Raw genomic sequence first — 19191 nt, 5'->3', positions numbered from 1 at the left:
TCATCCATATGCGTCCGTCGCTAGGGTGTGGGGCTGTGATGGCCAGCGAGACCTGTGGGGAAGCCCGTGCGTGAATACCTGCTGACGCTCTGCATCACGGCCGCGGTGACGTATCTGCTGACAGGGCCGGTACGGAAGTTCGCGATCGTGGCCGGGGCGATGCCGGAGATCAGGGCCCGTGACGTGCACCGGGAACCCACTCCGCGGCTCGGCGGTATCGCCATGTTCTTCGGGCTGTGCGCGGGCCTGCTGGTCGCGGACCACCTCACCAACCTCAACGAGGTCTTCGTCAAGTCCAACGAGCCGCGGGCGCTGCTCTCCGGGGCCGCCCTGATCTGGCTGATCGGCGTCCTGGACGACAAGTTCGAGATCGACGCCCTGATCAAGCTGGGCGGCCAGATGATCGCCGCGGGCGTGATGGTGATGCAGGGTCTGACGATCCTGTGGCTGCCCATCCCGAGCGTCGGCACGGTCGCGCTGACCCAGTGGCAGGGCACGCTGCTGACGGTGGCGCTGGTCGTCATCACCATCAACGCGGTCAACTTCGTGGACGGCCTCGACGGCCTCGCCGCCGGCATGGTGTGCATCGCGGCGGCCGCGTTCTTCATGTACACGTACCGCATCTGGTACTCGTACGGCATCGAGGCCGCCGCCCCGGCGACGCTGTTCGCGGCCATCCTGATGGGCATGTGCCTGGGCTTCCTGCCGCACAACATGCATCCCGCGCGGATCTTCATGGGTGACTCGGGTTCGATGCTGATCGGCCTGGTGCTGGCCGCGGGCGCGATCTCCGTCACGGGGCAGGTCGACCCGGATCAGCTGTTCGGCGCGTCCGAGCGCAGCACCGTGCACCAGATGGTGCCGGTCTACATCCCGCTGCTGATGCCGCTCACGATCATCGCCGTGCCGGCCGCCGACCTGGTGCTGGCGATCGTCCGGCGCACCTGGCGCGGCCAGTCCCCGTTCGCCGCGGACCGCGGCCACCTGCACCACCGGCTGCTGGAGATCGGCCACTCGCACAGCCGGGCCGTGCTGATCATGTACTTCTGGTCGGCGCTGATCGGCTTCGGGGCGCTGGCCTACTCGGTCAACTCGGCGTCGATGTGGATCGTGCTGGGCGTGGTCTTCCTCAGCGCCGTCGGCCTGGTCCTGCTGCTGCTCCCGCGCTTCACCCCGCGGGTGCCGGTGTGGGCGCAGCGCTTCGTGCCGCCCCGCTACCGCAGGCGGCGGCGTGCGGCCGAGGCGGCCGTGCCCGTGGAGGCGGCCGTGCGGGAGGCCGCGGAGGACGAGGAGCGCGCCCCGGTCACGGTGGGTGTTTCGGGCGTCAACGGCGCGACCGCGATCGGCGCTCGTTCGCGTTTCCCGGACCGTCGCCGATAACGGCCAAGGTAAGAATCTGACTAGAGCATTGCCAACTCGTGGGAGAACAAAGCTCCCTAATACCAGACAAGTCGGCACTGTTTTTGCACAGACGCGCACTGTCACTCTCATGTGTGACAGCAAGCACACCAACCAGGTAAAGACCTCATCAAATAGTTTGTGATACGGTTCACGAGAACCCCGGATAGAGCCGAAGGACCGTGTGCGACGGTCCGTTGGTGTGAGGTATCGATCACTCAGCCCGGGACTACGCTCGTCCATGACGACACCCCTGCCCCCTGTGAAAGCGGAGTTGCCGCCATGCCGTCCAATGACGTCCGGATCCTGGCCCAGGCCGCCGTGCCCACGGCTGCCGTCGGCGCGCTTGCCGCCGTCGTCAGCGGTGTGGTCGCCGGTGGCAAGGGAGCCATCGGGGCCGTCGTCGGGACGCTGGTCGTGATCGTGTTCATGGGGCTCGGTCTCTACGTGCTCCAGCGCACCGCCAAGTCTTTCCCGCAGCTGTTCCAGATGATGGGCCTGATGCTCTACGCGGCCCAGCTGCTGCTGCTGGTCATCTTCGTCGCCCTGTTCAAGAACACCACGCTGTTCAATCCCCGTGCCTTCGCCATCACGCTGGTGGTCGCCACCCTGGCGTGGATCGCCGCGCAGACGCGCGCGCACATGAAGGCCAAGATCCTCTACGTCGATCCCGATGCCTCGTCCAAGGGCGACAAGCCCGAGAAGACAGGGCACTCGTCGTGAGAGGTAGGGCCGGGATAAAGGCGCACGAGAGATGCTGCTATCGTCCGGTGCCAACTGCGGCATCGCGGGCGCGGGCATCTGAGCTGACGCCTGCTCAATCGCGAGGCGAGATGCCCCCCAGCCGCCCTCACATCCGTAACACCAGTCCCGTGCCGACCCGCGGCCGCACGCCGCGCCGACACAACGAGGTTGCCGTACCTATGCGCCACGATGAAGGAGCCCGCGGTGAGTGCTGACCCGACGCAGACGCTCGCTTTCGACACGAGCTGCCACCTGTTCGACGGGTGCGGCTTCCCGGCTCCGGGCCTGCACTCGTTCCTGTTCAAGCCGCTCTGGGGCGACGCGGACAGCAACGTGTACTTCAACAAGACGATGCTGCTGGCGCTGCTCGGTTCCATCATCATCGTGGGCTTCTTCTGGGCCGCCTTCGCCAAGCCGAAGGTCGTCCCGGGCAAGCTCCAGCTGGTGGCCGAGGCCGGTTACGACTTCGTCCGTCGCGGCGTCGTCTACGAGACCATCGGCAAGAAGGAAGGCGAGAGGTACGTCCCGCTCGTCGTCTCGCTCTTCTTCTTCGTCTGGATGATGAACCTCTGGTCGATCATCCCGGTGGCAGCCTTCCCGGTCACGGCGATCATCTCGTACCCCGCCGTCCTGGCCGGCATCGTCTACATCCTCTGGGTCTCGCTGACGTTCAAGCGGCACGGCTTCGTCGGAGCCTTCAAGAACTTCACCGGCTACGACAAGACGCTCGGCCCGGTGCTGCCGCTGTCGATGACGATCGAGTTCTTCTCGAACCTCCTCGTCCGGCCCTTCACCCACGCCGTGCGACTCTTCGCGAACATGTTCGCCGGCCACACGCTGCTGCTGCTCTTCACGATCGCCAGCTGGTACATGCTGAACGGCATCGGTATCGCCTACTCCGGTGTCTCGTTCGTGATGGTCATCGTGATGACCGCCTTCGAGCTCTTCATCCAGGCTGTCCAGGCGTACGTCTTCGTACTGCTGACCTGCAGCTACATCCAGGGCGCGCTCGCCGAGCACCACTGAGCACCCCGACCACCCACCCAGACACCCGGTGGCCAACCCCCACCGGTCCTTGAAAGAGAAGGAAGAACCGGCATGTCCGCTCTCCAGACCCTTGCCGCCGGCGTCGAGATCAAGGGCAACCTCGGCTCCATCGGTTACGGCCTCGCCGCCATCGGCCCGGGCGTCGGCGTCGGCATCATCTTCGGTAACGGCACGCAGGCCCTCGCCCGCCAGCCCGAGGCGGCCGGCCTCATCCGCGCCAACCAGATCCTGGGCTTCGCCTTCTGTGAGGCGCTCGCCCTGATCGGTCTGGTCATGCCGTTCGTTTACCCGAGCTCCTGACCCGACCCGTCGCCCTTTAGACGAAAGGCACTGATATGAGCCCCCTGGTACAGCTGGCGGCTGAGGAGGCCGAAAACCCCCTCATCCCGCCGATCCCAGAGCTCGTCATCGGCCTCATCGCCTTCGTCATCGTCTTCGGCTTCCTCGCCAAGAAGCTCCTCCCGAACATCAACAAGGTTCTGGAAGAGCGCCGCGAAGCCATCGAGGGCGGTATCGAAAAGGCCGAGGCCGCGCAGACCGAGGCCCAGAGCGTCCTTGAGCAGTACAAGGCCCAGCTCGCCGAGGCCCGGCACGAGGCCGCGCGCCTGCGCCAGGAGGCGCAGGAGCAGGGTGCCGCGCTCATCGCCGAGATGCGGGCCGAAGGCCAGCGGCAGCGCGAGGAGATCGTCACCGCCGGTCACGCCCAGATCCAGGCCGACCGCAAGGCCGCCGCTGCCGCGCTGCGTCAGGACGTCGGCAAGCTCGCCACCGACCTGGCCGGCAAGCTCGTCGGTGAGTCCCTCGAGGACCACGCCCGTCAGAGCCGTGTGATCGACCGCTTCCTCGACGACCTCGAGGAGAAGGCCGAGGCCACGCGATGAACGGAGCGAGCCGCGAGGCACTGGCAGCCGCACGTGAGCGTCTCGACGCGCTGACGGACTCCACGTCCGTGGACGCCGCGCAGCTCGCCGACGAGCTGGCGGCCGTCACCGCGCTGCTCGACCGCGAGGCCGGCCTGCGTCGGGTTCTCACCGACCCGGCGCAGCCCGGAGAGGCCAAGGCCGAACTGGTCCGGCGTCTGATCGGCGGACAGGCCAGCGGCGCGACCGCCGACCTGGTGGCCGGCACCGCCCGCGCCCGCTGGTCGCAGTCCCGCGACCTGGTGGACGCGCTGGAGGAGCTGGCGGACATCGCCGACCTGACGGCCGGGGAGAAGACGGGCACGCTCGACGACGTCGAGGACGAGCTGTTCCGGTTCGGCCGGATCGTCTCCTCCAGCACCGAGCTGCGCGCGGCACTGACCGACCGCAGCGCCGGGAAGCAGGCCAAGACCGAGCTGCTGCACCGGCTGCTCGGCGGACGGGCCAAGCCGGCCACCGAGCGTCTGGTGACGCGCCTCGTGACCGCGCCGCGTGGACGTAGCCTGGAAGCGGGACTGGAGTCCCTGTCCAAGCTCGCCGCCGAGCGCCGGGACCGGATGGTCGCCGTCGTCACCTCGGCGGTGCCGCTGAGCGACGGACAGAAGCAGCGCCTCGGCGCCGCCCTGACCAAGCTCTACGGCCGTCGGATGCACCTCAACCTGGACGTGGACCCCGAGGTCCTCGGCGGGATCCGGGTGCAGGTCGGTGACGAGGTCATCAACGGCTCGCTCGCGGACCGGCTGGACGAGGCCGCCCGCCGCATGGCGAGCTAAAGAGCAGCAACTCGACATCTCGAGAAAAGCAGTACGTACTTACGGCCCTGGTTGGGCCGTGCAGAGGATTCCTGGGGGTCGCCCCCAGACCCCCAAAGTGAAACTTCGGGCCCAACAAGGAGAGCAGGGAACCCAGATGGCGGAGCTCACGATCCGGCCGGAGGAGATCCGGGACGCGCTGGAGAACTTCGTCCAGTCGTACAAGCCGGACGCGGCCTCGCGCGAGGAGGTCGGTACGGTCACCCTTGCCGGCGACGGCATCGCGAAGGTCGAGGGCCTGCCCTCGGCCATGGCCAACGAACTGCTGAAGTTCGAGGACGGCACCCTCGGCCTCGCCCTCAACCTCGAGGAGCGCGAGATCGGTGCCATCGTCCTCGGTGAGTTCAGCGGCATCGAGGAGGGTCAGCCGGTCACGCGCACCGGTGAGGTCCTCTCCGTCGCGGTCGGCGAGGGCTACCTCGGCCGCGTCGTCGACCCGCTCGGCAACCCGATCGACGGTCTCGGCGAGATCGAGACGTCCGGCCGCCGCGCCCTCGAGCTGCAGGCCCCCACGGTCATGCAGCGCAAGTCGGTGCACGAGCCGATGGAGACCGGCTACAAGGCCGTCGACGCGATGACCCCGATCGGCCGTGGTCAGCGTCAGCTGATCATCGGTGACCGCCAGACCGGCAAGACCGCCCTGGCCGTCGACACGATCATCAACCAGCGCGACAACTGGCGCTCGGGCGACCCGAAGAAGCAGGTCCGCTGCATCTACGTCGCCATCGGCCAGAAGGGCTCCACCATCGCCGGCGTGCGCCGCGCGCTGGAGGAGAACGGCGCGCTGGAGTACACGACCATCGTCGCCGCCCCGGCGTCCGACCCGGCCGGCTTCAAGTACCTGGCGCCGTACACCGGTTCGGCCATCGGTCAGCAGTGGATGTACGAGGGCAAGCACGTCCTCATCATCTTCGACGACCTGTCGAAGCAGGCCGACGCCTACCGCGCCGTGTCGCTGCTGCTGCGCCGCCCGCCGGGCCGTGAGGCCTACCCGGGTGACGTCTTCTACCTGCACTCCCGCCTGCTGGAGCGCTGCGCCAAGCTCTCCGACGACATGGGTGCCGGTTCGATGACCGGTCTGCCGATCGTCGAGACCAAGGCCAACGACGTCTCGGCGTTCATCCCGACCAACGTCATCTCCATCACCGACGGCCAGTGCTTCCTGGAGTCGGACCTGTTCAACGCCGGTCAGCGCCCCGCGCTGAACGTCGGTATCTCGGTCTCCCGAGTCGGTGGTTCCGCGCAGCACAAGGCGATGCGCCAGGTCTCCGGCCGCCTCCGTGTGGACCTCGCCCAGTTCCGTGAGCTGGAGGCGTTCGCCGCCTTCGGTTCCGACCTGGACGCGGCCTCGAAGGCGCAGCTGGAGCGCGGTTCGCGCATGGTCGAGCTGCTGAAGCAGGACCAGTACCAGCCGATGGCCACCGAGGACCAGGTCGTCTCCGTCTGGGCCGGCACCAACGGCCGTATGGACGACGTCCCGGTCGCCGACATCCGCCGCTTCGAGCGCGAGCTGCTGGACTACCTGCACCGCAAGGAGGCGGGTCTGCTCACCTCCATCCGCGAGGGCGCCAAGATGTCGAACGACACGATCCAGGCGATCGACGACGCGGTGGCGGAGTTCAAGAAGCAGTTCGAGACCTCGGACGGCAAGCTGCTCGGCGAGGACACTCCGGCCGCTGCCGCCAAGTGACGTAAGGAAGGGACCTGACTCATGGGAGCCCAGCTCCGGGTCTACAAGCGTCGCATCCGATCCGTCACCGCGACCAAGAAGATCACCAAGGCGATGGAGATGATCGCCGCCTCGCGCGTCGTCAAGGCGCAGCGCAAGGTGGCGGCCTCCACGCCGTACGCGACCGAGCTGACGCGTGCGGTCACGGCGGTCGGTACGGGTTCGAACACCAAGCACCCGCTCACCACGGAGGCGGACAACCCGACCCGTGCCGCGGTCCTGCTCCTCACGAGCGACCGCGGTCTGGCCGGCGCCTTCAACTCCAACGCCATCAAGGCGGCGGAGCAGCTGACCGAGCGCCTGGAGCGCGACGGCAAGCAGGTCGACACGTACATCGTCGGCCGGCGCGGTGTCGCCCACTACAACTTCCGTGAGCGCAAGATCGCGGAGTCGTTCACGGGCTTCACCGACGAGCCGTCGTACGCGGACGCCAAGAAGGTGGCGGCGCCGCTGATCGAGGCGATCGAGAAGGACACGGCCGAGGGTGGTGTGGACGAGCTCCACATCGTCTTCACCGAGTTCGTCTCGATGATGACGCAGACGGCGCTCGACGCGCGGCTGCTGCCGCTGCGCCTCGAAGAGGTCGCCGAGGAGGCGTCGCCCAAGGGCGAGATCCTCCCGCTGTACGACTTCGAGCCCTCGGCGGAGGACGTCCTCGACGCCCTGCTGCCGCGCTACGTGGAGAGCCGCATCTACAACGCGCTGCTCCAGTCGGCCGCTTCGAAGCACGCCGCCACGCGGCGCGCGATGAAGTCGGCCACCGACAACGCGGGCGAGCTGATCAACACGCTCTCCCGTCTTGCCAACGCGGCCCGCCAGGCCGAAATCACCCAGGAAATCAGCGAGATCGTCGGTGGCGCGAGCGCCCTGGCCGACGCGACCGCGGGGAGTGACCGATAATGACCACCACTGTTGAGACCGCGACGGCTACGGGCCGCGTCGCCCGGGTCATCGGCCCGGTCGTCGACGTGGAGTTCCCCGTCGACGCGATGCCGGAGATCTACAACGCCCTTCACGTCGAGGTGGCCGACCCGGCCAACGCCGGCGAGAAGAAGACGCTGACCCTGGAGGTCGCCCAGCACCTGGGTGACGGCCTGGTCCGCACGATCTCCATGCAGCCCACCGACGGTCTGGTCCGCCAGGCCCCGGTCGTCGACACCGGCGACTCCATCACGGTGCCCGTCGGTGACTTCACCAAGGGCAAGGTGTTCAACACCCTCGGTGAGGTGCTGAACGTCGACGAGACTTACGAGGGCGAGCGCTGGGGCATCCACCGCAAGGCCCCGAACTTCGACGAGCTCGAGTCGAAGACCGAGATGTTCGAGACCGGCGTCAAGGTCATCGACCTGCTGACCCCGTACGTCAAGGGCGGCAAGATCGGTCTGTTCGGTGGTGCCGGCGTCGGCAAGACGGTGCTCATCCAGGAGATGATCTACCGCGTCGCCAACAACCACGACGGTGTCTCCGTGTTCGCCGGTGTCGGTGAGCGCACCCGTGAGGGCAACGACCTCATCGAGGAGATGTCGGACTCGGGCGTCATCGACAAGACCGCGCTGGTCTTCGGTCAGATGGACGAGCCCCCGGGCACCCGTCTGCGCGTCGCGCTGGCCGGCCTCACCATGGCCGAGTACTTCCGTGACGTCCAGAAGCAGGACGTGCTGTTCTTCATCGACAACATCTTCCGCTTCACGCAGGCCGGCTCCGAGGTCTCGACCCTGCTCGGCCGTATGCCCTCCGCGGTGGGTTACCAGCCGAACCTGGCCGACGAGATGGGTCTCCTCCAGGAGCGCATCACCTCGACCCGTGGTCACTCGATCACCTCGATGCAGGCGATCTACGTCCCCGCGGACGACCTGACCGACCCGGCCCCGGCCACCACCTTCGCCCACCTCGACGCGACGACGGTTCTGTCCCGTCCGATCTCGGAGAAGGGCATCTACCCGGCCGTGGACCCGCTGGACTCCACGTCCCGGATCCTGGACCCGCGCTACATCGCGGCGGATCACTACAACGCGGCCATGCGCGTGAAGACGATCCTGCAGAAGTACAAGGACCTCCAGGACATCATCGCGATCCTCGGTATCGACGAGCTGGGCGAGGAGGACAAGCTCGTCGTCCACCGTGCCCGTCGTGTGGAGCGCTTCCTGTCCCAGAACACCCACGTCGCCAAGCAGTTCACCGGCGTGGACGGTTCGGACGTGCCGCTCGACGAGTCGATCGCCGCGTTCAACGCGATCTGCGACGGTGAGTACGACCACTTCCCCGAGCAGGCGTTCTTCATGTGCGGTGGCCTCGAGGACCTCAAGGCCAACGCCAAGGAGCTGGGCGTCTCCTGAGCCTCGTGCTCCGACCGAGGGGGCGGGTCCGTCCCGCCCCCTCATCCACGCCCCGTAGAATTGACCCAACACCCGGCACTACCGCCGGGTGGTGACCCGAGGAGCCACCCTTGGCTGCTGAGCTGCACGTCGAGCTGGTCGCCGCCGACCGCCAGGTCTGGTCCGGCGAGGCCACCCTGGTCGTCGCGCGCACCACGTCCGGCGACATCGGCGTCATGCCCGGTCACCAGCCGCTGCTCGGTGTGCTGGAGTCGGGCCCGGTGACCATCCGTACGAGTGATGGTGGAACGGTCGTCGCCGCGGTGCACGGCGGTTTCATCTCGTTCGCGGACAACAAGCTGTCGCTGCTGGCCGAGATCGCCGAGCTGTCGGACGAGATCGATGTCCAGCGCACGGAGCGGGAGCTGGAGCGCGCGAAGGCGGAGGGCGACGCCGCCGCCGAGCGTCGCGCGGACGTCCGCCTCCGTGCGGCGGCGGCGCGCTGAACCAGCGCGCTGTACGTTGACGTCACTCAGCCGCGGCCGGCCCGGAGCAATCCGGTGCCGGTCGCGGCTGAGGCAGATGTGGGTGTTTTTTCCGTTTCATTACTCAGTCACAGAAATAGTTCCCCTACCTAGGAGACGAGGAGGTCGGTGCCGATGGTCCTCGCTCTGACTGTGTGCGGGATCGTGGTCGCGCTCGTGGTGGTGGGGCTGTTCCTGTTCGGACTGCGCCGCAGGCTGATCCAGCGCTCCGGCGGGACCTTCGACTGTTCCCTGCGTTGGGACGTGGCCGAGAAACCGGACGCCGGCGGCAAGGGCTGGAGCTATGGCGTCGCCCGCTACAACGGCGACCGCATCGAGTGGTATCGCGTCTTCTCCTACGCCCCTCGCCCCCGCCGCACCCTGGAGCGCGCGCAGATCGAGGTGGCCGGCCGCCGGCTGCCCGAGGGCGAGGAGGAGCTGGCGCTGCTCTCCGACGCCGTGGTGCTCGCGTGTACCCATCGGGGCACGCGCCTCGAACTCGCGATGAGCGAAGACGCGCTGACCGGATTTCTCGCGTGGCTGGAGGCAGCACCGCCCGGTCAGCGAGTGAATGTGGCGTAGCCACATTCACTCGCTGACCGGGGGTCCCCCCCCGGACGAAGTCCGGGGGAGCGTCGATGCCGCTTAGGGGTTCTCGCTCTTACAGGTTGCTGCTGATGGCGTTCACCAGTTCGCCGTTGCTGGTGTCGCCGCTGAACTCCCAGAAGAACGCGCCGCCCAGGCCCTGGTTCTTGGCCCAGGTCATCTTGGAGGCGATGGTGGCGGGGGTGTCGTACGACCACCAGTTGCTACCGCAGTGCGCGTACGCCGTACCGGCGATCGTGCCGGTGGCCGGGCAGGACGACTTCAGGACCTTGTAGTCCTCGATGCCCTGCTCGTAGGTGCCGGCCGCCGGGCCCGTGGCCGTGCCGCCGGGGGCGTCCTGGGTGACGCCGGTCCAGCCGCGGCCGTAGAAGCCGATGCCGATGAGCAGCTTGTTCGCGGGGACGCCGACCGCCTTGAACTTGGCCATCGCGTCGGCGGTGGTGAAGCCCGCCTTCGGGATGCCGGAGTACGAGGTCAGCGGGGAGTGCGGGGCCGTCGGACCCTTGGCGTCCCAGGCGCCGAAGAAGTCGTACGTCATCACGTTGTACCAGTCGACGTACTGGGCGGCGCCCGCGTAGTCGGCGGCCTCGATCTTGCCGCCGGCGGAGCCGTCGGCCGTGGTGGCCGCGGTGACCAGGTTGTTCGAGCCGAACTTGGCGCGCAGCGCGGACATCAGGTTCTTGAAGGCCGCCGCCCCGCTGGTGTCGCAGGTGAGCCCGCAGGCGTTCGGGTACTCCCAGTCGATGTCGATGCCGTCGAACACGTCGGCCCAGCGCGGGTCCTCGACCAGGTCGTAGCAGGACTGCGCGAAGGCGGCCGGGTTCTTCGCGGCCTCGCCGAAGCCGCCGGACCAGGTCCAGCCGCCGAAGGACCACAGCACCTTGATGTTCGGGTACTTGGCCTTCAGCTGGCGCAGCTGGTTGAAGTTGCCGCGCAGCGGCTGGTCCCAGGTGTCGGCGGTGCCGCTGACGGACTGGTCCGCGGTGAAGGCCTTGTCGTAGTCGGCGTAGGAGTCGCCGATCGCGCACTTGCCGCCGGTGACGTTGCCGAAGGCGTAGTTGATGTGCGTGATCTTGGAGGCGGAGCCGGACGTCACCAGGTTCTTGACGTTGTAGTTGCGGCCGTAGATGCCCCACTCGGTGAAGTAGCCGAGCTTGACCTTGTTGCCGGTGGGCGGGGGAGTGGTGCCGCCGCCGGTGGTGTGCACGGCGACCGCGCCGCTGACCGGGCCGGTCTGGTCGGCGGTGTCCCGGGCCTGCACGGTGTAGGAGTAGTCGGTGCCGGCGGTCAGACCGGTGTCCGTGTACGAGGTGGTCGTCACGGTGGCGACCTTGGCGCCGTCGCGCAGGACGTCGTAGTTCTTGACGCCCTTGTCGTCCGTGGCCGCGCCCCAGTTGAGCTTCACCGAGGTGTCGGTGATGCCGGAGGCGGTCGGTGTGCCGGGGGCGGAGGGTGCCGCGTCCCCCGGGACCGTCGTGCCGTCGCAGCTGTCGCCGTTCAGCTTGCAGTTGGAGGGGGAGCCGGAGCCCGCCCCGTTGAAGCCGAAGGAGACCGAGGCGCCGGGAGCGAGGGTGCCGTTGTAGGACTTGTTCTTGGCGCTCCAGTGGGTGCCGGAGTTCGTGACGTCCGCGTCCCAGGCGGAGGTGACGGACGTGCCGGAGGGGAAGTCCCACTCGACGGTCCAGGAGCTGATGCTGGAGGTGCCGGTGTTCTTGATGGTCCACTGACCGCCGAAACCGGTTCCCCAGTCGCTGCTCTTGGTGAAGCTCGCCGTCGCGTTGGTCGCGGCCTGGGCGGGGCTCGCGAGACCGACCAGGCCGGCCAGGGGGAGCGCCAGGGTCGCGAGTCCTGCCGCGGCTCTGTGTCTGAAGCGCATGCTGCGCCTCCCTCGTTGTCGGGGATGTCAGGGGCATGACTGAGCCTCCATGCCCACAGTGCTGCGAGAGTAGAAAGGTCTGGACCACAGGTCAATAGGTCTGGACCACTCGCCCCCTCGGGGTAGCTACACCCCCAACTCCTGTGCGAGCACGGCCGCTTGGACCCGGCTGCGCAGCTCCAGCTTGGCCAGCAGGCGGCTGACGTGCGTCTTCACCGTGCCTTCCGCCATCTCGAGCCGCTCGGCGATCTCGGCGTTGGACAGCCCCTCGCCGACGCAGGACAACACCTCCCGCTCACGCCGGGTCAACCCCGACAGCACGGCCGGATCGGCCTTCGCCGTCCGCACGGGTGCCGCGGCGAACTCCGCGAGCAGCCGCCGGGTCACGGCCGGCGCGACGATCCCCTCCCCGCGGGCCACCGTCCGCACCGCCTGCAGCAGATCCTTCGCCTCGGCGTTCTTCAGCAGGAACCCGGCCGCCCCCGCCCGCAGCGCCCCGAACACGTACTCGTCCAGGTCGAAGGTGGTCAGCACGAGCACGTCGGCGAGCCGCTCGGCGACGATCTGCCGGGTCGCGGACACCCCGTCCAGAAGCGGCATCTGAATGTCCATCAGGACCAGGTCCGGCCCCGTGCTCCGGGCCAGTTCGACCGCCCGCAGCCCGTCCTCCGCCTCGCCGACCACGTCGATGTCGGGCGCGCTGCGCAGGATCAGCACGAGCCCGGCGCGGACGGCTGACTGGTCCTCGGCGACCAGGACACGGATCATGCGGGGTCTCCTTCGGTGAGCGGAAGTGCGGCGCGCACGGCCCACCGACCGCCCTCGGGCCCCGCCTCGAAACGCCCGCCGAGCAGGGCGGTGCGCTCCCGCATCCCGGCGAGGCCGGAGCCCGAGCCGGGTGCGCGGGCGGTGTCACCGGGGCGGTAGGGGCTGGTCACCCGGACGTGCAGGGTGTCGTCCTCCTGGCGCAGGACGAGCTGGACCCGCCCCTCGGCCGCGTGTTTCAGGACGTTGGTCAGCGACTCCTGGACGATCCGGTACGCGGCCAGCCCGACCGGTGCGGGCACGCGGTCGTGGCCGGCGTCCAGGATGACGTCCAGGCCGCCTGCGCGGGCGCCCTCGACCAGGGCGGCGAGACCGTCCAGGGTGGGGGTGGCGACAGGCTCCCGGTCACCGCTGCTGTCGCGCAGGATCCCGATCAGCCGCCGCATCTCGGCCAGCCCCTCGATGCTGTTCTCCCGGATCACGTCCAGGGCCTGCCGGGAGGTCTTCGGGTCGTCGATGGACAGCGCGGCGGTGGAGTGGATGGCGATCGCGGACAGATGGTTGGCGACCATGTCGTGCAGCTCCCGGGCCATCCGGGCACGTTCGGCGGTGACGGCCTGGGTGCGGTCCATCTCGGCGAGCAGCGCGGTCTGTTCGGCGCGCAGCCGGGCCGACTCGGCGGCGTCGCGGTGGTTGCGCACCACCCAGCCGGTGGCGGCGGGCGCGAACGCCACCACTCCGACGGCGACCCCGATCAGCAGGGCCTGCGGATCACGCCAGAGGGCGGCGGGCACGAGGCCCCCGAGGACCGTCAGCATTCCGGTGATCCACGGGATGCGGCGGGCGGAGGCGGGGGTGCCGTACAGGACGGCCGCGTACACCAGGTCCGTGTACAGCACCACGGTGACGATGCTGCCGACGGTCATCGTGTCCAGCGTCAGCGCGGCCGTGCCGATCAGCAGACCGAGACGGGGCCGGGTGCGGCGCAGCGGCTCGCAGGCGACGGTCACCGCCAGCGGCACCAGCGGGGCCCAGGCCGCGTGCCACAGCACGAGGGGGTCCGAGGCCGGACGGGGGTGGATCCCGAGCGCCCACATCAGCACCCCGCCGAGCAGCCCGCCCGCGGCGATGCTCCAGTCGTCGCGGTGCGGGCGGGGGAGTGCGAGGGGCATGGCTCCATCCAACACGGCCCCCGGCCGCACCGCCTGCACCCCGGGAACGGTCCCGGACTGCGACTTTCGCTTACGGCGGTTTCGTCAGCGACGACGATGATCCGCACACCGGCCCACGGGAGCCTGGAGGGGTGAGCGAAGGGAGCGAGCCGTGATCGTCGGAATGATCATCGCCTGTGAGGTGGCGTTCTGGGTGCTGCTGGCGGCCGGACTGGCCTTCCGGTACGCCCTGCGGATGCCGCGGACCGGTCTGGCGCTGCTGCTGTGCGAGCCGCTTCTGGAGATCGTGCTCTTCGTGGTGACCGCGATCGACCTCAAGAACGGCGCCGAACCCGACTGGCGGCACGGCCTCGCCGCCGTCTACATCGGCTTCACCGTCGGCCTCGGTCACTCCACCGTCAAGTGGGCCGACGCCCGGGTCGCCCACCGGTTCGCCGACGGCCCGCCCCCGGTCAGGCCCCCGAAGTACGGCACGGCCCGCGCCGTCCACGAGTGGAAGGTCGCGGGCCGCTGGTTCCTGGCCGCGCTCGTCGCCATGGCCCTGCTCCAGGGGGCCGTCTGGTACGTCGGTGGCGACGGCGACACCGGCTCCCTGCGGGCGTGGCAGCTGCGGATGCTGTGGGTGATCGGCATCAACGTGATCATCGCCGGGAGCTACACGCTGTTCCCGAAGCGGGAACCGGCGCGGAGGCCGGAGCCGGAGCCGGAGCCGGTCGAGCGGCCCTAGCGTTCCCCGCCCGGCACCCACAGCACGTCCCCGGCCTCGCCGTTCGCCGCCCGGGCCAGGATGAACAGCAGGTCGGAGAGGCGGTTGAGGTAGGTCGCGGTCAGCGGGTTCATGGACTCGCCGTGGACCTCGAGGGCCGCCCAGGTGGAGCGCTCGGCCCGGCGGACGACCGTACAGGCCTGGTGCAGCAGCGCCGCCCCCGGTGTACCGCCCGGCAGGATGAAGGAGCGCAGTTTCTCCAGGCGCTCGTTGAAGCGGTCGCAGTCCGCCTCCAGCCTGTCGATGTAGAACTGCTCCACCCTGAGCGGCGGGAACTCCGGGTTCTCCGCCACCGGCGTCGACAGGTCCGCGCCCACGTCGAACAGGTCGTTCTGGACGCGGGTGAGGACCTTGACGACCTCCTCGTCCAGCCCGCCGAGCGCGATCGCGGTGCCGATCACCGCGTTGGCCTCGTTGGCATCCGCGTACGCGGAGATCCGGAGGTCCGTCTTGGGCACCCGGCTCATGTCGCCGAGGTTGGTGGTGCCCTTGTCACCGGTCCTGGTGTAGATGCGCGTCAGATTGACCATGTGGCCAGCGTAGTTACGCTCCCGCGCTCCGGAACACGCGTGTGCCCACTGTCACGGCGAGTGCCGCGAAGCCGACGGCCACGAGGACGCCGTAGAACATGTGCGCGCTGGTGTACTGGCCGACGTACGCGTCGCGCACCGCGTCCACCAGATAGCGGAACGGCACGAAGTGCGAGAGCACGTCCAGCCAGGCCGGGGCGAGCGTCATCGGCAGCATCAGACCGGACAGCAGCATCGACGGCATCGACACCGCGTTGATCAACGGGCCGAACTCCTGCGGTGTGCGGACCTTCATCCCCAGCGCGTACGACAGCGAGGCCAGCGAGAGTGTGAGCAGGGCGACGAAGGCGAAGCCGATCAGGATGCCCCCGAGCGGTGCGCGCAGGCCCAGCACCATCGCCGCCAGGACCAGCAGCACCGCCTGGAAGACGAACACCATGGCGTCCCGCAGCACCCGGCCGAGGAGCAGGGCGAGGCGGCTGACCGGGGTCACCCGCATCCGCTCCACCACCCCCTGACCGTTCTCGACGATGACCGTGAAGCCCGCGAACAGGGCGCCGAACAGGCCGAGTTGGAGCAGCAGACCGGGGACGAGCACCTGCCAGGAGCTGCCCTCGCCGCCCAGCGGCAGGTCGGTGAGCAGCGGTCCGAAGAAGAGCAGATACAGCAGCGGCGTCAGCACCCCGAAGAGCAGGGCGAAGCGGGAGCGCAGGGACTGGCGCAGGTACCGGCCGCAGACGAGGGCCGTGTCGTGGAGAAGCATTCCAGGGGTCCTATACGGCTCAGGGGTTCTAGACGGCTACCGGAGTGGTGTCGGCCGGTGCGGGGCCGCGGCCGGTGATGGCGAGGAAGGTGTCCTGGAGCGTGGCGTCGAGCGAGCCGCCGTGCTCCAGCTTGAGCGCGCCCGGCGTGCCCTCGGCCGCGACCACGCCCTGGTCGACGATCACCAGGCGGTCGGCGAGGGCGTCGGCCTCGTCCAGGTAGTGGGTGGTCAGGAACACGGTGGTGCCGTACGCGTGGCGCAGCCGGCGGACCAGGTCCCACAGGTCGGCACGGCTGCCGGGGTCCAGGCCGGTCGTCGGCTCGTCGAGGAAGAGCACCTTCGGGCGGTGGGTGAGCGCCATCGCGATGTCGAGACGGCGCCGCTGGCCGCCGGAGAGCGCACCGGTCCTCCGGTCGAGGAGCCCGGTGAGATCCAGCTCCCGGGCCAGTTCCCCGGCGCGCTCGACCGCCTCGGCCTTCGGCAGGCGGTACATCCGGCCCTGGGTGACCAGCTCCTCCCGCACGGTGATCTGCGGATCGACCCCGCCGGACTGGGCGACGTAACCGATCACCCGGCGCACCCCGGCGGGGTCGGTCGACAGGTCGTGTCCGGCGACGGTGGCCGCGCCGCCGGTGGGCTTCAACAGGGTGGTGAGCATCCGCAGGGTGGTCGTCTTGCCGGCGCCGTTGGGTCCGAGGAGGCCGAGGATCTCGCCCTCCTGGACGGCGAGGTCGACGCACCGCACGGCCTCCACGGGCCCGGCTTTGGTCTGGAAGGTGCGGGCGAGGCCCGCCGCGCTGATGACTGCTGCCATGCCACCCAGAAAAACAGAGTCCCTGAAATTTTGCAATGACTCCAAGTTTTGGGTGGACCCAGCGAAAGTTAGGATGAAGGCATGGCAGAGGGGCTCAGGGAGCGGAAGAAGCGGCAGACCAGGCAGGACATCTCGGATGTCGCCACGGGCCTGTTCGTGGAGCGCGGCTTCGACGCGGTGACGGTCGCGGAGATCGCCGATGCCGCCAACGTCTCCGTCAACACCGTCTACAACTACTTTCCGGCCAAGGAGGACCTCTTCTTCGACCGCTCGGCCGGGATGGTCGACCGGCTGGCCCGCTGGGTGCGGGGGCGCCCCGCCGGCGAGTCGGCCGCCCGCGCGGTCCTGCGGGAGCTGCGCGAGGAGGTCGAGGCGGTCTCGCCCCGGGTCGGCCTGCTGTCCGGCTACGCGGCCTTCATGAAGGTCATCGAGGAGGCGCCCGCCCTGCGCTCCCGGCTGTGGGCGCTCGCCCAGGAGGTGCAGGCCAACCTGGAGCAGGCCCTGCGCGAGGAGACCGGTCCCGCGGCCGACGACGAACTGCCCCACCTGATGGCGGGCCAGATCTCCTGGATCCACGGAACGGTCATCGCGGTCATCGGCCGCGAGATGGTCAAGGGGCGCGAACCACGCGAAGTATCCCGAGAGGTGCTCGTCCTCCTCGACGACATCGAGGACCTGTTGAGCGAAAAGGTCCTCAACTACGCCGTCCGTGGCGCGCCCTGACCCCTGGCGGTGTGATGTCCGTCAAATGAGACGTGACGCGCGTTACTTACCGGTCACACAGCGGCTCCAGAGCGCTATGGTCCGCCGAGGAGGCAGACGTCAACAGGGTTCGAGGGAGTCGGAGTGGCACGGAAGCTTGCTGTCATCGGGGCCGGTCTCATGGGGGCCGGTATCGCTCAGGTCGCCGCGCAGGCGGGCTGGGACGTCGTCCTGCGTGACGTCACCGACGAGGCACTGAGGCGTGGCACCGACGGCATCAAGGCCTCGTACGACAAATTCGTCGGCAAGGGCAAGCTGGAGGCGGGCGAGGCCGGGGCCGCCCTGGCCCGCATCACCCCGACCACCGATCTGGACGCGGCCGCCGACGCCGACATCGTCGTGGAGGCCGTCTTCGAGAAGCTGGAGGTCAAGCACGAGATCTTCCGCGCGCTCGACAAGATCGTGCGCGAGGACACCGTGCTCGCCTCCAACACCTCCGCCATCCCGATCACCAAGATCGCGGCGGCCACCGAGCGCCCCGAGCGGGTCGTCGGTGTGCACTTCTTCTCGCCGGTGCCGATGATGCAGCTCGTCGAGCTGGTCCGTGGCTACAAGACCAGCGACGAAACCCTCGCCGCCGCCCGGGAGTTCGCCGAGTCCGTCGGCAAGACCTGCATCGTCGTCAACCGCGACGTCGCCGGCTTCGTCACCACCCGGCTGATCTCCGCCCTCGTCGTCGAGGCGACCAAGCTCTACGAGTCGGGCGTCGCGACCGCCGAGGACATCGACCTCGCCTGCAAGCTGGGCTTCGGCCACGCCATGGGCCCGCTCGCCACCGCGGACCTCACCGGCGTGGACATCCTGCTGCACGCCACCAGCAACATCTACACCGAGTCCCAGGACGAGAAGTTCGCCCCGCCGGAGCTGATGCGCCGGATGGTGGACGCCGGTGACATCGGCCGCAAGAGCGGGCAGGGCTTCTACACGTACTGAGAAGCGTCAGTGCGCCGTACCGGGACCCGTCGGTACGGCGTACCGGGCCCTCCGTACACACATACGCCGGACATTCACCCCGGGAGGATCACTCTCAGGGGTGAATTCGGTATCGGTTCGCTTACAAGCAGCAACCGGTCCGCCACTCACACAGTCAGACGTTGCACAGCACCGTCACGGAGTACGCCAACCGCAGTCAACGGGGAGCGCATATGTACATCAGGGGCGACCACGTCGAGCTGGTCGTCGGGGGCCGCCTCGACGTCCGCAGCGCGGCGGACGCCCGTACGGCCCTGCACTCGGCCGTCGACGACGGCGTCGGCGACCTGGTGCTCGACCTGTCCGAACTGGACTCCTGGGACGCCACCGGCCTCGGGGTGATCATGGGTGCCCACCGGCGCGCCGGCCGCTGCGGTCGCCGGCTGGTGCTGCGCGGCGTACCGCCGCAGATGCAGCGCCTGTTGGTGGCCACCCGGCTGCACCGCATCCTCGCCATCGAGGGCGGCATCGGCGTGGAGTCGCTGCCCCGGGTGTAACGCCAGGATCCGGTGTGAACCGGGCGACGGGGGAGACCCGGGCGCAGCCGCCGAAGCCCAACGTCGCGGGCAATCCTCACGAGACTGTGACGTCTCGGACCGCACGGTACCCCGCCCTGTCGGAGATACTGAGCGAAGGTTTAGGGTTCGGTCGCCCGCTGCCTCGCAACCCTCGACCT

General features: G+C 68.9%; 21 protein-coding genes. 15 read left to right on the top strand and 6 right to left on the bottom strand.

The annotated features are described in order from the left end of the window. Positions 1 to 66: 66 nt before the first annotated feature. From ACZ5CW_RS36360 to ACZ5CW_RS36310, 11 genes are all read left to right on the top strand, one after another. On the top strand, positions 67 to 1380 hold the full coding sequence (locus ACZ5CW_RS36360; protein ID WP_468609200.1) for an MraY family glycosyltransferase: 1314 nt from the start codon (positions 67 to 69) through the stop codon (positions 1378 to 1380). A 300-nt stretch (positions 1381 to 1680) separates the two neighbouring features. After that, positions 1681 to 2121: a hypothetical protein gene (locus ACZ5CW_RS36355; RefSeq protein ID WP_468609198.1), complete on the top strand. Its 441-nt coding sequence runs from the start codon at positions 1681 to 1683 to the stop codon at positions 2119 to 2121. A gap of 210 nt (positions 2122 to 2331) precedes the next feature. After that, complete coding sequence (atpB, locus tag ACZ5CW_RS36350; RefSeq protein ID WP_468609196.1) at positions 2332 to 3168, top strand: F0F1 ATP synthase subunit A; 837 nt, start codon at positions 2332 to 2334, stop codon at positions 3166 to 3168. A gap of 72 nt (positions 3169 to 3240) precedes the next feature. Next, positions 3241 to 3489, top strand: a complete 249-nt coding sequence (locus ACZ5CW_RS36345) for an ATP synthase subunit c family protein (RefSeq protein WP_030610088.1) — start codon at positions 3241 to 3243, stop codon at positions 3487 to 3489. Between the two features lie 35 nt (positions 3490 to 3524). Then, positions 3525 to 4070 (top strand): F0F1 ATP synthase subunit B, encoded by a 546-nt coding sequence (locus ACZ5CW_RS36340; RefSeq protein WP_468609193.1) that lies wholly within the window; start codon positions 3525 to 3527, stop codon positions 4068 to 4070. Beyond that, positions 4067 to 4882, top strand: coding sequence for a F0F1 ATP synthase subunit delta (locus ACZ5CW_RS36335; protein ID WP_468609191.1), 816 nt, complete (start codon positions 4067 to 4069; stop codon positions 4880 to 4882). Before ACZ5CW_RS36340 ends, ACZ5CW_RS36335 begins: the two co-directional genes overlap by 4 nt. Before the next feature lie 136 nt (positions 4883 to 5018). Continuing rightward, the gene (atpA, locus tag ACZ5CW_RS36330; protein WP_225827334.1) at positions 5019 to 6611 is read left to right on the top strand and encodes a F0F1 ATP synthase subunit alpha; all 1593 of its coding nucleotides are present in this window, start codon (positions 5019 to 5021) and stop codon (positions 6609 to 6611) included. Between the two features lie 21 nt (positions 6612 to 6632). Beyond that, entirely contained in the window at positions 6633 to 7550 is a 918-nt protein-coding gene (locus tag ACZ5CW_RS36325) for a F0F1 ATP synthase subunit gamma (protein WP_468609189.1), read from the top strand. Further along, positions 7550 to 8986, top strand: a complete 1437-nt coding sequence (atpD, locus tag ACZ5CW_RS36320) for a F0F1 ATP synthase subunit beta (RefSeq protein WP_468609187.1) — start codon at positions 7550 to 7552, stop codon at positions 8984 to 8986. The genes ACZ5CW_RS36325 and atpD overlap by 1 nt, the downstream gene beginning before the upstream one ends. 110 nt (positions 8987 to 9096) lie before the next feature. After that, on the top strand, positions 9097 to 9471 hold the full coding sequence (locus tag ACZ5CW_RS36315; RefSeq protein WP_031171909.1) for a F0F1 ATP synthase subunit epsilon: 375 nt from the start codon (positions 9097 to 9099) through the stop codon (positions 9469 to 9471). Positions 9472 to 9624: 153 nt separating this feature from the next. Next, entirely contained in the window at positions 9625 to 10071 is a 447-nt protein-coding gene (locus ACZ5CW_RS36310) for a DUF2550 domain-containing protein (RefSeq protein ID WP_393737845.1), read from the top strand. 79 nt (positions 10072 to 10150) lie between these two features. On the opposite strand, the gene ACZ5CW_RS36305 is transcribed toward ACZ5CW_RS36310, so the two are convergent. The 3 genes from ACZ5CW_RS36305 to ACZ5CW_RS36295 form a co-directional block, all read right to left on the bottom strand. Beyond that, positions 10151 to 11971: a glycosyl hydrolase family 18 protein gene (locus ACZ5CW_RS36305; RefSeq protein WP_468609184.1), complete on the bottom strand. Its 1821-nt coding sequence runs from the start codon at positions 11969 to 11971 to the stop codon at positions 10151 to 10153. 126 nt (positions 11972 to 12097) lie between these two features. After that, entirely contained in the window at positions 12098 to 12739 is a 642-nt protein-coding gene (locus ACZ5CW_RS36300; RefSeq protein ID WP_468609182.1) for a response regulator, read from the bottom strand. Next, positions 12736 to 13908, bottom strand: coding sequence for a sensor histidine kinase (locus ACZ5CW_RS36295; protein WP_468609180.1), 1173 nt, complete (start codon positions 13906 to 13908; stop codon positions 12736 to 12738). The genes ACZ5CW_RS36300 and ACZ5CW_RS36295 overlap by 4 nt, the downstream gene beginning before the upstream one ends. Before the next feature lie 151 nt (positions 13909 to 14059). On the opposite strand from ACZ5CW_RS36295, the gene ACZ5CW_RS36290 reads away from it, so the two are divergent. Beyond that, entirely contained in the window at positions 14060 to 14635 is a 576-nt protein-coding gene (locus ACZ5CW_RS36290; protein ID WP_468609178.1) for a hypothetical protein, read from the top strand. On the opposite strand, the gene ACZ5CW_RS36285 is transcribed toward ACZ5CW_RS36290, so the two are convergent. From ACZ5CW_RS36285 to ACZ5CW_RS36275, 3 genes are read right to left on the bottom strand one after another with little or no spacing between them, the layout of a single operon-like run. Beyond that, positions 14632 to 15204 (bottom strand): cob(I)yrinic acid a,c-diamide adenosyltransferase, encoded by a 573-nt coding sequence (locus ACZ5CW_RS36285; protein WP_468609176.1) that lies wholly within the window; start codon positions 15202 to 15204, stop codon positions 14632 to 14634. The genes ACZ5CW_RS36290 and ACZ5CW_RS36285 overlap by 4 nt on opposite strands. Before the next feature lie 13 nt (positions 15205 to 15217). Further along, positions 15218 to 15967, bottom strand: a complete 750-nt coding sequence (locus ACZ5CW_RS36280) for an ABC transporter permease (RefSeq protein ID WP_468609174.1) — start codon at positions 15965 to 15967, stop codon at positions 15218 to 15220. A gap of 28 nt (positions 15968 to 15995) precedes the next feature. After that, positions 15996 to 16781, bottom strand: coding sequence for an ABC transporter ATP-binding protein (locus tag ACZ5CW_RS36275; RefSeq protein ID WP_468609172.1), 786 nt, complete (start codon positions 16779 to 16781; stop codon positions 15996 to 15998). An 81-nt stretch (positions 16782 to 16862) separates the two neighbouring features. Here ACZ5CW_RS36275 and ACZ5CW_RS36270 point away from each other — a divergent pair, with 81 nt between their 5' ends. The 3 genes from ACZ5CW_RS36270 (at position 16863) to ACZ5CW_RS36260 (ending at position 19012) form a co-directional block, all read left to right on the top strand. Beyond that, positions 16863 to 17504 carry a TetR/AcrR family transcriptional regulator gene (locus ACZ5CW_RS36270; protein ID WP_468609170.1) on the top strand — a complete coding sequence of 214 codons (642 nt, stop codon included), beginning with the start codon at positions 16863 to 16865 and terminating at the stop codon, positions 17502 to 17504. Positions 17505 to 17627: 123 nt separating this feature from the next. Continuing rightward, positions 17628 to 18476 carry a 3-hydroxyacyl-CoA dehydrogenase family protein gene (locus ACZ5CW_RS36265; RefSeq protein ID WP_468609168.1) on the top strand — a complete coding sequence of 283 codons (849 nt, stop codon included), beginning with the start codon at positions 17628 to 17630 and terminating at the stop codon, positions 18474 to 18476. Between the two features lie 212 nt (positions 18477 to 18688). Beyond that, positions 18689 to 19012 (top strand): STAS domain-containing protein, encoded by a 324-nt coding sequence (locus ACZ5CW_RS36260; RefSeq protein WP_451355083.1) that lies wholly within the window; start codon positions 18689 to 18691, stop codon positions 19010 to 19012. Positions 19013 to 19191: the final 179 nt, after the last annotated feature.

It is taken from the genome of Streptomyces sp. NPDC031379 (assembly GCF_055569615.1).
The sequence above is the reverse complement of the archived record's forward strand: the minus strand, read 5'-3'. Positions and strand labels throughout refer to the sequence as shown.